Source organism: Rhizobacter sp. J219 (assembly GCF_024700055.1).
GTDB lineage: Bacteria > Pseudomonadota > Gammaproteobacteria > Burkholderiales > Burkholderiaceae_C > Rhizobacter.
The window spans coordinates 3,227,590-3,240,400 of sequence record NZ_JAJOND010000001.1; the positions used below are offsets into that span (position 1 = coordinate 3,227,590).

A 12,811-nucleotide genomic window follows, 5' to 3' on the forward strand; every position below is an offset into this window, starting at 1 on the left:
ACCACCGTGACAGGCAACACAACAAAGGTATCGGCGGGTGACTTTCGTTGCGATATCAAGGGTTTAGAGGCAGAATCTGCGAAACTGAATGAAGATTTTCGCCGAAGCGCGGGCACCTCGCCGCACTCGGCTCAGTAACCGCACAGCCCAGCATTGTGCTGTCTGACGCGCCCCGGAGACTTACGTTCATGACCCGAAGCACCCGTCCTGCCCTGGCCTTCTTCCGGGCTTCTGCGATCACCGTGGCGCTCGGCATCGGCCTCGGCACGGCGTGGGCCGAACCCAACTTCCCGATCACCAACCAGCAGCGCAGCACGGCCCAGCAGGTCGCCCAGGCCGGCGTGCCACTTTCCGAGCTGGCCGACAACGCCCCCGACGTCTACACCGTCAAATCGGGCGACACGCTGTGGGACATCTCCCGCATGTACCTCAAGAGCCCGTGGCGCTGGCCAGAACTGTGGGGCATGAACCTGGAGCAGATCCGCAACCCGCACCTGATTTTCCCAGGCCAGATCTTGTCGCTGGTGAAGTCGGGCGGGCGGGCCACGCTGCAAGTGGGGCAAATCGGGCCGGATGGCAGCTTGCGGTTGTCGCCTCGGGTGCGTGCCACCGACCTCAGCAAGGACGGCATCCCGCCGATCCCGCTGCACCTGATCGAGCCCTTCCTCAACGAGGCGGTCATCTTCGAAAGCAACCAGCTCGCGAGCGCCCCCCGGGTGGTGAGCACCCAGGAAGGACGAGTGCTGCTGTCCCGTGGCGACTTGGCCTATGTGCGCGGCGACATCGGCAATGCCCGCAACTTCCGTGTCTTCCGCGAGCCGCGTCCTCTGAAGGATCCGACCACCGGCGAAATCCTCGGCTACGAGGCCTTCTACCTGGGGACCACCGAGTTCTCCCGCAAGGGCGGCACCATCAACGGCGAGATCGTGCCCGACACCTTCACCGTGTCGAGCATCCGCCAGGAGATCCGCGTCGGCGACAAGCTTGCCCCGGTGCCGCCGCGCGAAATCGTCAATTACATCCCGCGTGCGCCGCAGAAGGCCATCGCCGGACAGATCGCCTCGGTCTACGGCGACAGCGTGAACGCCGGCCAGAACCAGATCGTGACCCTCAACAAGGGCAGCCAGGATGGCCTCGAAAATGGTCACGTGCTGGCCTTGTGGCGCGATGGCGTGCGCATGCGCGACAGCACCGACGGAGACCGCACACGCATCAAGCTGCCCGACGAACGGCACGGCTATCTGTTCGTCTTCCGCGTGTTCAATCGCATGTCCTATGCGTTGATCGTGTCGGTCAGGGAGCCGGTGACCATCGGTGACCGCTTCACCCAGCCCTGACGAGCGCCCTGCGCCCTCGACGGCGCCCAATGATGGATCGAGAGGAAGTCGCCGCCTGGTTGCGGCTCCTGGAAACGCCTCACGTCGGCCGCGAGTCGGCGCGCCGGTTGCTCGCCGCGTTTGGATCCCCCGAAGCGGTATTCACCGCACCCATCGCGGCGCGGCGGGAAGTGGTGGCAGCGGAAGTGGCCAAGGCGCTCGACCATGCACCGGACCACCTGCCACCGCTGCTTGAAGCCACCTGGCGCTGGCTGTCGGACGACAGCACGGGCGCCCGCCACGTGGTGGCCCTCGGGGACCCCATCTACCCAGACTTGCTGCTGCAGACGGCCGACCCACCGCTGCTGATGTACGTGCAGGGCGACGTCAACCTGCTGAGCGCACCCGGCATTGGCGTTGTCGGCAGCCGCCACCCCACGCCCCAAGGCAAAGACAACGCGCTCGCGTTTTCGACCCATCTGAGCCAAGCTGGCTGGACCATCGTGTCCGGCATGGCCCTCGGCATCGACGGCGCCGCCCACGAGGGCGGACTGGCCGGCCCGGGTCAAACCATTGCCGTGGTGGGAACCGGTCTGGACCGCGTGTACCCGCGCCGCCACCTTGAACTCGCCTGGCGGATCGCCCAGCACGGCGCGATCGTCAGCGAGTACCCCATCGGCACGCCCCCGCTGCCGCCCAATTTTCCGCAACGCAATCGAATCATTGCCGGGCTGACGCGAGGGACCTTGGTCGTCGAGGCGGCACTGCAATCGGGCTCGCTGATCACTGCCCGCCTGGCCAGTGAGGCAGGGCGCGAGGTGTTCGCCATCCCTGGGTCGATTCACTCGCCTCAATCGCGCGGCTGCCACGCCTTGCTCAAACAGGGTGCCAAATTGGTTGAAAGTGCAGCAGACGTGCTGGAAGAGTTCCCTGCAAAGGCAAGCCCCAGCCAGGCCGCACCTGCCAAGGTCGCACACACCGTGGCAGCCGACCCCCTTTTGGAGGCTCTTGGGTTTGACCCGGTCAGCCTCGATGCCCTCGTCGCCAGGACTGGCTGGCCGGCGCCAGAACTCAATGCGAAGCTGCTAGAACTTGAGCTGCTAGGCGACGTTGCCCGTCTGCCGGGGCAGCTATTCCAACGAGTGAGCACCGGCTGACACCATGCACATCCCGCGCTGGGAGTGGTGCATTTATTCCCCGTCCACATGCAGCCCGCTGGGGTATCATGAATTCATGTTCGACGTGCTCGTCTACCTGTACGAAAACTACTGGCGGCCGGATGCCTGTCCTGACCATGCCCAGCTGACCCGCAAGCTGTCGGCCATGGGCTTCGAGTCGGACGAGATCGAGGAAGCCCTCACTTGGCTCGACGGTCTGGCGACCGCGGCTGAATCCTACGTGGGCGAGCAACAGACAGACAGCCTGCGCGTCTACTCTGCGGCCGAGCAGGAGCACCTGGGCGAAGACTCGATTGGCTTCGTGAGCTTCCTCGAATCGGCCGGCGTGCTTCCGCCCTCCATGCGGGAGATGGTGATCGACCGCGCCACGGCGATTCCTGGCGGCCCGGTCGACCTGGAAGACCTCAAGATCATCGTGCTGATGGTTTTCTGGAGTCTGGGTGAAGAGCCCGACGCGCTGATCCTCGACGAATTGTTCGTGGCAGAAGAGGATCGGCTGATCCACTGAGCCGCCACTTTGCGCCCATCAAAAAGCCGCCTTGAAGGCGGCTTTTTGATGGGCGCTGCGCGGTCTCAGTTGAGCAGACGGCTGGGGTCGACGTCGAGTTTCGCCAACGCACTGCGGGTGGCGCGCACCGTGAGCGATTCATCCTGGGCTGGCACCAAAAGCCCGGCCTGCAGAAAGGCCGCCAAACGATTTTGCTGGAACAGGATGCCTCGACCATGAGGCGAGACGAAAAGCGTCAGCTGCCGGCGCATGCCCTGCCAGACCAGCTGCACCGCCTCGTTGCGGTTGCGGTAGTCCAGCATGTACCAGCCCCCAACCTGAAGCTCCTTGGCCCAGGCCAGCATCGCGGGCGTCGCCATCGAGCCACCTTCGCCCACCACCTCCAGTTCGGCACTTTCATGCCCGGAGAGGTCAAGCACCATGGACTCGTCGATCTCGATGTCATCGGATTCCGGCAGCAGCTCTTCCAGCGTCTCCAGGCGCGCCATCAGCTCTTCGAGCCGCTCGGGCGCGATCGTCGCCGTCTTCGCGGTGAAGGCCGCAGCCAGCGAGTTGTTGAGCTTCTGGATGTGTTCGTCTTGCTTGTCGCTGGGGATGCTGGCGTGGTCCATGCCCTCGCGCAGCGTCTTCAGCAAGGGTGGCAAACGGCGGATGACTTCGGCCCGCTCTTCACGCGACACCTTCGCACTGGCCGACCAGATCAGATCGGCCGCCACGCGCTTCATCGCCTTGGTTTCGTTGCCTTGCGGGCCGTGCTTGACCGCGGTCATCGCCATCACGTCGGCCCATACGTGGAAGAGGAAGTCGCGCACCCCTTCTTGAACCGGTACCTCGTTGAGCATCTTGCGCAGCTCGATGGTGTACTGGATGGCGAGCGTCTCGCGCTGCTCCACCTGCTGCGCCAACGAGACACCCTTGCGCGTCATCTCGTTTTCGTTCTTGAAGTAGTGCTCGAGGAATTTCTCGAACTCGGTCAACACCGTCTGGAACACCCGCCGGCCGGTGTCGGGGTACGCCTCCACCACCTGCACCACGCGCTTGATCTCCTTCTCGAGCGTGTCGGCAACCGCACGGCTGGTGGAATCGAAGCCCATCACACAGGCACCCATGCGATCGATCAATCGACGCGCAGGGTGGTCGACGGTGGCGAAGAAGTCGGGCTCGCTGACCGCGACCCGCAAAACCGGCATCTGCAGGCGCGCGAACCAGACGCGCACCACTGCCGGAATGCGCTCCTCCATCAGGATGCTCTGGAACAGCAGGGCCACGATTTCGATCGTGGCGCGCTCCACCGGTGTGGATGCGGCCTGCTTCAGCGCCTGTTTGCGCTGGTGCAGTTCTTCGAGCAGCGCCGGTGTGCTGACCGCGCCTTCCGCTGCGCGGCCGCCTTCTGCTGGCTGGGGCGCACCGCTGGTCGTGACCAGACGGCGCTGAATCCCCTGCTGGGCCTCGTTGATCGCAGCCTTCAAGCCCGCCGAAGGCTGATGCGGCATCTGGGCGGTACCGGCGAAGTCTGGCACCTGGCGGCCGATCAGACGGTTGAGCCGACCGAGCACCGCTTCTGCATGATCGGACCCACGGGCGAATCCGCCAGCGCGGGTCATCAGACGGGTTTCTTCACCCACGCTGCCGAGCCGGCCATGCGCACTGGCCCCGGTCACGGGGGCGGGCGCGCTCGGCGTCGCTCCCCCCGCGACAGGCGTGCCGTAGGAGTTGCGGGTGCGGCGGATGAACGGGCGCAGGTCAATCTCGGGCAACACGCGCTGCTGAATCAACCAACGGTTCGTCTCGTGATAGGCCTCTTCGGCGAAGTGCGCGAATTCTTCGTGGAGGACCGCCTGCAGCGTGCGCCATGCGTCTTGGCTGAGCGACGCCCCGCGCCAGGCGCTGGTGAAGATGCGCGCCAGCACATGCGGACGCAGCACGTCATTGGCATCGAGTTCATCACGCTTCTCCAACGCCGACATCCGTGAGCGCAGGTCGGTGAACTCCCAAGAGGCGCGGTCCATCATCGCCAGTGCGAGGCGCGAACTGAGAATCTCGACTTCGATCGTGTCGTCATCGACGAGCGCCATGCTAGGTGTGCTGCGCCCCGGTGGCGGCAGGTCGCCCGGACGCGACGCCGACACGACGCCGCTCACCAGCGAACCGCGCAGTGCGGAAATGATGCCGCTGATCCAGGTGGGCGCGGCCTTGCGAAGGTCGGCCGCAACATCGCGACGCTTGTACTGGAGGCTGTGCTCGGCGGTCTGGCCAGCCAGCAGCCGCGCACCCTCTTCCACCGCATGCACCACACTCGGCACGCCGCTCAACAGGCGCTCTACGAAAGAGCGCCGAGCCTGGGCGGCCAGGGCCAACGAATCGGCGGCGGTCGCCATGTGACGGTTGGTCAGGGTTTCTCGGTAAGGGGTGGCCTTACTCTACACCACCGCTCCTGCATTCGGGTCGTTCGGATCGACGTCCTTCGCAGGCCCGGACTTGATCAGGTCTTCGCGCTTGACGCCCAGCCACATGGCGATGGCAGCGGCCACGAACACCGAGGAATAGATGCCGAAACAGATGCCGATCGTCAGCGCGATCGCGAAGTAGTGCAGCGTTGGGCCACCGAAGATCAGCATCGACAGCACCATCATCTGCGTGCTGCCGTGCGTGATGATGGTGCGGCTCATCGTGCTGGTGATCGCATGGTCGATCACCTCGTGCGTGTTCATCTTGCGGAATTTGCGGAACGCTTCACGAATCCGGTCGAAGATCACCACCGATTCGTTCACCGAGTAGCCGAGCACCGCGAGCACCGCGGCCAGCACCGAGAGCGAAAACTCCCACTGGAAGAACGCGAAGAAGCCCAGGATGATGATCACGTCGTGCAGGTTGGCGACGATGGCGGCCACCGAGAACTTCCACTCGAAGCGAAACGCCAGGTAAATCATGATGCCGATGACGACGAAGGCCAGGGCCTTCGCTCCGTCTTCGGCCAGCTCACGGCCGACCTGGGGGCCGACGAACTCACTGCGCGCCAGCACCACCGGCTCAGCACCGTTGGCCTCGCAGACTGGCTTGTCGACCACCTCGCCCTTGTCGGTCTTGACGGGCTTGCGCGTCACCGTGCCCGACTCGGCCTTGCACAGCTCGCCGAACACCTTGTCCACCACGTCGCCGGCCTTGCCGTCGCCTCGCACTGGCAGGCGGATCAGCACGTTGCGCGTGTTGCCGAAGTTCTGCACCTGCACTTCGCCGGCCTTCAACCCCTCAACAGTGTGGCGCACCTTGGCCACATCGGCCGCCTGCGCATAGTGCGCCTCGATCAGCGTGCCGCCGGTGAACTCGATCGACAGGTGCAAGCCGCGGGTGATCAGGAAGAACACGGCCAGCAGAAAGGTTGCGGCCGAGATGATGTTGAACACCAGCGCATGCCGCATGAACGGGATGTCGCGGTGGATGCGGAAGAACTCCATGAGTCAGGTCCGGTTGTGTTCTTGTGGCGCTCTTGGGCGAGCGATCAGGGGTTTGCCGGTGTCTCGGCCGCCGCGGCCTTGGGCTTCCACACCTGCCCGATCGACACGCTCTTGAGCTTTTTCTGGCGGCCGTACCAAAGGTTCACCAGCCCGCGCGAGAACACGACAGCCGAGAACATCGAGGTCAGGATGCCCAGGCAGTGCACCACCGCAAAGCCCTTGATCGGGCCGGAGCCAAAGGCAAAGAGCGCGATGCCCGCGATCAGCGTGGTGACGTTGGAGTCGAGGATGGTCGCGAACGCCCGCTCGTAGCCGGCGTTGATCGCCGCCTGCGGTGATGCCCCGGCCCGTAGCTCCTCGCGCACCCGCTCGTTGATCAGCACATTGGCGTCGATGGCCATGCCGAGCGTGAGCGCAATGGCCGCGATGCCGGGCAGCGTGAGCGTCGCCTGCAGCATCGACAGCACCGCCACCAGCAGCAGCAGGTTGAACCCGAGCGCGAGCGTCGAGAACAGGCCGAACAGCAGGTAGTACAGGCACATGAACACCGCGATCGCCGCAAAGCCGTAGATCACGCTGTTGAAGCCCTTGGCAATGTTGTCGGCGCCGAGCGTCGGGCCGATGGTGCTTTCTTCGATGATCTCCATCGGCGCGGCCAGCGAGCCGGCGCGCAGCAGCAGGCTCAGGTCGTTGGCAGCCTCGGTGGTGCCCATGCCGGTGATCTGGAAGTCGTTGCCGAATTCGCTCTGGATGCGCGCGACCGTCAGCACCTCGCCCTTGCCCTTTTCGAACAGGATGGCGGCCATGAAGTTGCCGACGTTGTTGCGCGTCATCTCGCGCATCAGCCGGCCGCCCTTGGCATCAAGGCTCACCGACACCGCCGGCTGGTTGTTCTGGTCGGGCCGGGGCTGCGCGTTGGTCAGCATCTCGCCGGTGGCCACCGCTTCCTTGTAGGTGACGACCGGCGCGCCGCGGCCCACGGTGAAGCGCTCGCGGCCGAACGGCACCGGGCCCGAGCCTTCGGTCGCGGCGCGCGCTTCGGCCGACATGTCGACCAGGCGGAACTCCAGGTTGGCGGTGCGGCCGATGATGTCCTTCGCCTTTGCGGTGTCCTGCACGCCGGGCAGCTGGATGACCACCCGGTCGGCGCCCTGCTGCTGGATCACCGGCTCGGCCACGCCGAGTTCGTTGACCCGGTTGTGCAGCGTGGTGATGTTCTGCTTCAGCGCCGCGTCCTGCACGGCGCGCGCCGCTTCGGGCTTGAGCGTGCCGATCAGCTTGATGTCGGTGCCGTCGGGCGCCTGCGTCCACTGCAGGTCGGTCATCTGCGAGAGCAGGTCGGCCGCCGCCTTCAGCGTCTCGGCATCACGGAAGCGGATGTCGACGACATTGCCGTCGCGGCCGATGCCGGCATGGCGCAGGTTCTTGTCGCGCAGCTGCGAGCGGATGTCGCCGGCGATCGACTCCATCTTCTTGCTGAGCGCGGTCTTCATGTCGACCTGCATCAGGAAGTGCACGCCACCGCGCAGGTCGAGGCCCAGGTACATGGGCAGCGCGCCCATCGATGTCAGCCACTTGGGCGAACGCGACACCAGGTTCAGCGCGACGATGTAGCTCGGGTTGGCGGGATCGGGGTTGAGCGCCTTGGAGAGGGCGTCTTTCGCCTGCAGCTGGGCGTCACCGTCGGAGAAACGCGCGCGGACGCTGTTGCCCTCGAACACCACGAAATCGGGCTCCAGCTTCGCGGCCTTCAACACCTCGCTCACCCGCTGGGCGGTGGAGCTGTCGAGCTTGAGCGTGGCCTTGCCGCTGCTGACCTGAACCGCCGGCGCCTCGCCGAAGAAGTTGGGCAGCGTATAGATCAGGCCGACCAGCAAGGCGACCGCAAGGATCGCGTATTTCCACCACGGATAGCGGTTCATGTCGTGTCTTTCACGAGGCCGGCTTGCACCGGCTTGTCTCTCTGTCTTTTATTTGAAGGTGCCTTTGGGCAGCACCTGGACCACGGCGCCGCGCTGCACCTGGATCTCGACGTTGTTGGCGACTTCGACGGTCAGGAAGTTGTCGCCGAGCTTGGTGACACGGCCCAGCAGGCCGCCGGCCACCACCACCTCGTCGCCCTTGGCGAGCGCCTCGATCATGGCCTTGTGTTCCTTCTGCCGCTTCATCTGCGGGCGGATCATCACGAAGTACAGCACCACGAACATCAGGATGATGGGCAGCATGCCCGTCAAGCCGCCCAGCGGGTCGGAGGCGCCGGCTGCGGGGGCTGCTTGTGCGAATGCTTCGGAAATGAACACGGGTGGGTCCTCGGTGGGGCTGAAAGCGCGCGAAATGGCGCCCGCCGGAGTGAAAGCGTGGAATTGTATGCCCCTCACCCCGGGCCAGCGATGGGGGCCTGGGCGCAGACCCGGGCCGCGGCAAGAGGTTCCAAATCGGCAAGCCTTAGTCGTTTCGTGGATAAGAAAAGCAGTTTTAAGTTGTTCCGCAAGTACAGCCGGCTGCCGATACTGCCGCTCCTTCCGTGATTCGCCGCATACCGTCATGAATTTCCAGCAGCTTCGCTCCGTGCGAGAGGCCGTGCGCTGCGGCTTCAACCTCACCGAAGTCTCCAAGGTGCTGCACACCTCGCAGCCGGGCGTCAGCCGCCAGATCCGCGAACTGGAAGAAGAGCCGGCGTCGACCTCTTCGTGCGGGCCGGCAAGCGCCTTACCTCGCTCACCGCAGTCGGTGAGGTGATCGCGCCCATCGTCGAGCGCATGCTCAACGACGCCGAGAACCTGAAGCGTGCCGGCGAAGAGTTCAGCCAGGCGGTGCACGGCCGGCTGTCGATCGCCGCGACCCACTCGCAGGCGCGCTACGCCCTCCCGGGCGCCGTGCGCGACTTCCGCCAGCGCTACCCGCAGGTCACGCTCAACCTGCACCAGGGCTCGCCTAAGCAGGTGGCAGAGATGCTGATCTCGGGCGAGGCCGACATCGGCATCGCCACCGAAGCCCTGGCCCAGTACGACGCGCTGGTGACCCTGCCCTGCTACCGCTGGACGCACAGCGTGATCGTGCCACCGGGCCATCCGCTGCTCGAAGGCGGGCCGCTCACGCTGGAGCGCCTGTCGGAGTTTCCGGTCATCACCTACGGCCCGGGCTACACCGGCCGCCTGCACATCGACGAAGCCTTCCAGGCCTCGGGCCTCGACTTCGACCTCGTGCTGACCGCGATGGACGCCGACGTGATCAAGACCTACGTCGGCTTCGGGCTCGGGGTGGGCATCGTCGCCTCGATCGCCTTCGACGAGGAGCGCGACCGCAACCTGCGGGCGATCGATGCGCGCCACCTCTTCGCCGTCAACCTGACCAAGCTCGCCGTGCGGCGCGGCAGCTTCCTGCGCGCCTTCGTCTACGACTTCATCGAGACCTTCGCCTCGCCGCTCAAGCCGTCGGTGGTCGAAGCGGCGATGCGCGGCGAGCCCGTCGCCGACGAGTGAAGCCCATCCCCGCTACTGCGCGGAGAACCGGTTGATGCCGCCCTGCGTCAGCACATAGAGCGCGCCGTCCAATCCGACGAGCATGCCCACCGGAGAACCCGACACCCGCCCGAAGGCGTAGGCCGCGTTGCCGTTCGCGAGGTCGACCCTGCCCACGATCGAGCTGCAGTAGTCGGCGAAGTAGTAGCTGTCGCGGTAGGCCGCCGGGAAGTTGCCGCCGCTCGGGTAGAACGCCCCGCCGGTGATGGCGCAGCCGCTGAAGAAGCCGCCCATGCCGCCGGCACTGCCCGCGTCGTGGTCGTAGGCAAAGAGCGGGCTGGTCACGCCGGCCGCATTCGTCGGTCCTTCGGTCGCCGGCCAGCCGTAGTCGGCCCCGGGCGCGCCCAGGTTGATTTCTTCCCAGAGGCCCGCGCCCACGTCGTTGATGTGCATGCGCCCGTCGCTCGCCCGCACGGCGAAGGTGAACGGATTGCGCAGGCCGCGGGCCCAGATCGCACAGCGCAGCGTGCCGGCGGTGGTGCAGAACGGGTTGTCGCTCGGGATGCTGCCATCCTCGTTGAAGCGCAGCATCTTGCCGAAGACGAGGTTGAGGTTGGGCGCCTGCGAACTGTCGGCGTTGTCGCCCACCGCCACGTAGAGCTTGCCGTCGCGGCCGAAGTGCATCGCGCCGGCGTTGTGGTTCGTTGCGCTCGACAGGTTCGGCAGATCGGCCAACACCGTCTCGCCACCGGCCGCCACGTCGCCGTTGGCGGTGAAGCGGCTGATGCGGTTGTTGCGCGAGGCGCCGTTGACCCGCGTGTAGTAGACGTAGACGAAGCCGTTGGACGCGAAGTTCGGGTGCAACGCCACGCCGATCAGGCCACGCTCGCCCGACGCATCGACGTTCAGGCGCACGAAGGGCGTGGGCAACAAAACACCGTTTCTCACCACCCGCAGGTCACCGCCTTGCAGCGCGACGAAGAGCCGCCCGTCGGGTGCCTGCGTGAACGCAGTCGCGCTCGTGAGCCCGCTGATCCAGTTGTCGGTGCGGGTGAACCCGGCCGGCTGCGTGCGGCTGCCGCCGAACTGCACCGTGGCCGTCGACCACGGCGACACGTTGCCGGCCGCGTCGCGTGCCCGTGCGCGCACGACATGCTGGCCCGAGGCGTGGAGGTTGGTGTCGACGCTTGCGCTGTAGGGCGGGCTCGTGTCGGGTGCGCCGACGGGCTGGCCGTCGAACTGGAACTCGACACTCGCCACGCCGACGTTGTCGCTCGCGTTGGCACTGATCGTCAGCGTGCCCGTGAGGCCGCTCGCCAGGTGGGCGGGCGCGGTCAGCGAGGCGACGGGCGCCTGCGTGTCGTTGCCCGGTGGGCTGATCGTCACGGTGATGGGCGCGCTGGTGGTGACGGCGCCCTGGTTGTCGGTGGCGCGTGCCGTCAGGGTGCGCGTCCCGGGGGTCGCCGGGGTCCACGACACGCCATACGGCGGCGACACATCGGTCGCGCCGATCTTCACCCCGTTCTCGAAGAACTCGACACCGGCCACGCTGCCATCGCTGTCGCTGGCATTCGCGGCCAGCGCGATCGCAACGCCCACCGTGCCGCTGCTGTCGGGCGCCGGCGCCGTGAGCGCCACGCCCGGCGGGTTGTTGGCGACCGGCCCCACATCGGTGTAGGTGGCGGTGTAGGTGGTGTCGCTGGCCGGCGTCGACACAGTGTGGGTGGCCGCGCCGCCATCGCTCCAGCTCGTGAACTGGTAGCGGCGGCCGTTGAGGTCCTGCGTCGCCGGGGCGCCCAGGTCGCGCTCGATGCCCACCACGCCGGTGATCGTGACCGGCGCAGCGATCGGTTGGCCATCGAGCGTGAGCGACAGGCCGGCGGGCACGCTGGTGATCGTGAGGCGCGCCTTCTGCGGCACGATGTCGCGCGTCACCTCGTGCGTGGCACCAGCGCTGTCGGTCGCGCGCAGGTGGAAGCGGTAGAAGATGTTGTCGGAGGTCTCGCCGCGCGTGGGGATCGGCACCGTGCCGCCCGTCCCGGTGGTGGGCGGCAGGAACGGGTGGCTGTGCGTGTCGTGGTGTAGCTCCGCCCACCAGGTGAGGCGGCTGCCGGCCAGGGCACCGTCTTCCGCATCGTTCGCACTGCCGCTGAAGCTCACCGTCGTGCCGGCACGGAAGCTCGCACCGGCCACTGGCGCAGCGATGCTCGCCACTGGCGCCTGGTTCGACGAAGCCTGCTGCACTTCGCAGACCTTGCCCACGTAGGGCGCCGGGTCCGTGCCGAAGAACGCGTTGGTGCATTGCCCGCTGCCGGTGACGCTGCGCTGCACCCAGCGTGGGTCGGCGCCATAGCGCACCCAGCGTGTGCCGCTCACCGTGAAGCTCTGCCCTTCGGTGGCGATGCGCGTCCACGATGACGCGGGCGGCGGCTCGCCGCCGCCGGTCTGCACCTGACAGGACTTCTGCACGCCGAACGCCGGGTCGCCGCCGAAGGTGGCGTTGGTGCAGGTCACCGTGCCCGAGAGCGTGCGCTGCACCCAGCGGGTGCCGGCGCCGTATCGCACCACCGTTGCGGTCGTGAGCGTGAAGCTTCGGCCTTCGAGGGCCACCGTCTGCCAGGTGTCGCCGACGGCTGCGGCGGTCGCGGTGCGGGGCGGCGGTTCCGGCGTGGCCGCGTCATCGCTGCCACCGCCGCAGGCACCGAGCAGACCAGCGATCGACCAAGCCATCACGACACGAAGCGCGGGCGCTGCAACTGTGGCCATGGGTTGTCTCCATCGAAGTGACCGCGCGGATTCGTTGTTACGCGCTCAGATCAATGTAGGAAGCCACCCACGCCGCATGGGTCGGACGGCGGCGACATGCGGCGTAGGACGCCGCCTCGTCGCAAAC

At 66.5% G+C, this 12,811-nt stretch carries 8 protein-coding genes and 1 pseudogene; 4 read left to right on the forward strand and 5 right to left on the reverse strand.

The genetic code is table 11. The features are described 5' to 3' along the window. Nucleotides 1–188 precede the first annotated feature (188 nt). The 3 genes from LRS03_RS15025 to LRS03_RS15035 all read left to right on the forward strand — a co-directional run bounded on the left by LRS03_RS15025 (nt 189) and on the right by LRS03_RS15035 (nt 3,002). Complete coding sequence (locus tag LRS03_RS15025; protein ID WP_257826395.1) at nt 189–1,337, forward strand: LysM peptidoglycan-binding domain-containing protein; 1,149 nt, start codon at nt 189–191, stop codon at nt 1,335–1,337. A 32-nt stretch (nt 1,338–1,369) separates the two neighbouring features. After that, nucleotides 1,370–2,473 carry a DNA-processing protein DprA gene (gene dprA, locus LRS03_RS15030; RefSeq protein ID WP_257829571.1) on the forward strand — a complete coding sequence of 368 codons (1,104 nt, stop codon included), beginning with the start codon at nt 1,370–1,372 and terminating at the stop codon, nt 2,471–2,473. A gap of 76 nt (nt 2,474–2,549) precedes the next feature. Continuing rightward, nucleotides 2,550–3,002, forward strand: coding sequence for a Smg family protein (locus LRS03_RS15035; protein ID WP_257826397.1), 453 nt, complete (start codon nt 2,550–2,552; stop codon nt 3,000–3,002). Nucleotides 3,003–3,067: 65 nt separating this feature from the next. Here LRS03_RS15035 and LRS03_RS15040 read toward each other — a convergent pair whose 3' ends face one another. The 4 genes from LRS03_RS15040 to yajC are packed head-to-tail and all read right to left on the reverse strand — an operon-like array spanning nt 3,068 to nt 8,757. Continuing rightward, nucleotides 3,068–5,380 (reverse strand): DUF1631 domain-containing protein, encoded by a 2,313-nt coding sequence (locus LRS03_RS15040; RefSeq protein WP_257826398.1) that lies wholly within the window; start codon nt 5,378–5,380, stop codon nt 3,068–3,070. A gap of 42 nt (nt 5,381–5,422) precedes the next feature. Further along, nucleotides 5,423–6,457, reverse strand: coding sequence for a protein translocase subunit SecF (gene secF / locus LRS03_RS15045; protein ID WP_257826400.1), 1,035 nt, complete (start codon nt 6,455–6,457; stop codon nt 5,423–5,425). 44 nt (nt 6,458–6,501) lie between these two features. Then, a complete protein-coding gene (gene secD / locus LRS03_RS15050; RefSeq protein ID WP_257826402.1) occupies nt 6,502–8,379 on the reverse strand; it encodes a protein translocase subunit SecD in 1,878 nt (625 codons plus the stop codon). Nucleotides 8,380–8,427: 48 nt separating this feature from the next. After that, on the reverse strand, nt 8,428–8,757 hold the full coding sequence (gene yajC / locus LRS03_RS15055; RefSeq protein WP_257826403.1) for a preprotein translocase subunit YajC: 330 nt from the start codon (nt 8,755–8,757) through the stop codon (nt 8,428–8,430). 244 nt (nt 8,758–9,001) lie between these two features. On the opposite strand from yajC, the pseudogene LRS03_RS15060 reads away from it, so the two are divergent. Then, a pseudogene (locus LRS03_RS15060) lies at nt 9,002–9,939 on the forward strand (CysB family HTH-type transcriptional regulator). A 12-nt stretch (nt 9,940–9,951) separates the two neighbouring features. Here the strand turns inward: LRS03_RS15060 and LRS03_RS15065 are convergent. After that, nucleotides 9,952–12,684 (reverse strand): PQQ-dependent sugar dehydrogenase, encoded by a 2,733-nt coding sequence (locus LRS03_RS15065; protein ID WP_257826404.1) that lies wholly within the window; start codon nt 12,682–12,684, stop codon nt 9,952–9,954. Between the last annotated feature and the right edge of the window lie 127 nt (nt 12,685–12,811).

What these genes read in the sequence shown, in the direction of transcription:
- LRS03_RS15065 (WP_257826404.1), bottom strand. Translation starts at nt 12,684, where the DNA reads ATGGCCACAGTTGCAGCGCCCGCGCTTCGTGTCGTGATGGCTTGGTCG.
- LRS03_RS15040 (WP_257826398.1), bottom strand. Translation starts at nt 5,380, where the DNA reads ATGGCGACCGCCGCCGATTCGTTGGCCCTGGCCGCCCAGGCTCGGCGC.
- secD (WP_257826402.1), bottom strand. Translation starts at nt 8,379, where the DNA reads ATGAACCGCTATCCGTGGTGGAAATACGCGATCCTTGCGGTCGCCTTG.
- LRS03_RS15025 (WP_257826395.1), top strand. Translation starts at nt 189, where the DNA reads ATGACCCGAAGCACCCGTCCTGCCCTGGCCTTCTTCCGGGCTTCTGCG.
- secF (WP_257826400.1), bottom strand. Translation starts at nt 6,457, where the DNA reads ATGGAGTTCTTCCGCATCCACCGCGACATCCCGTTCATGCGGCATGCG.
- dprA (WP_257829571.1), top strand. Translation starts at nt 1,370, where the DNA reads ATGGATCGAGAGGAAGTCGCCGCCTGGTTGCGGCTCCTGGAAACGCCT.
- LRS03_RS15035 (WP_257826397.1), top strand. Translation starts at nt 2,550, where the DNA reads ATGTTCGACGTGCTCGTCTACCTGTACGAAAACTACTGGCGGCCGGAT.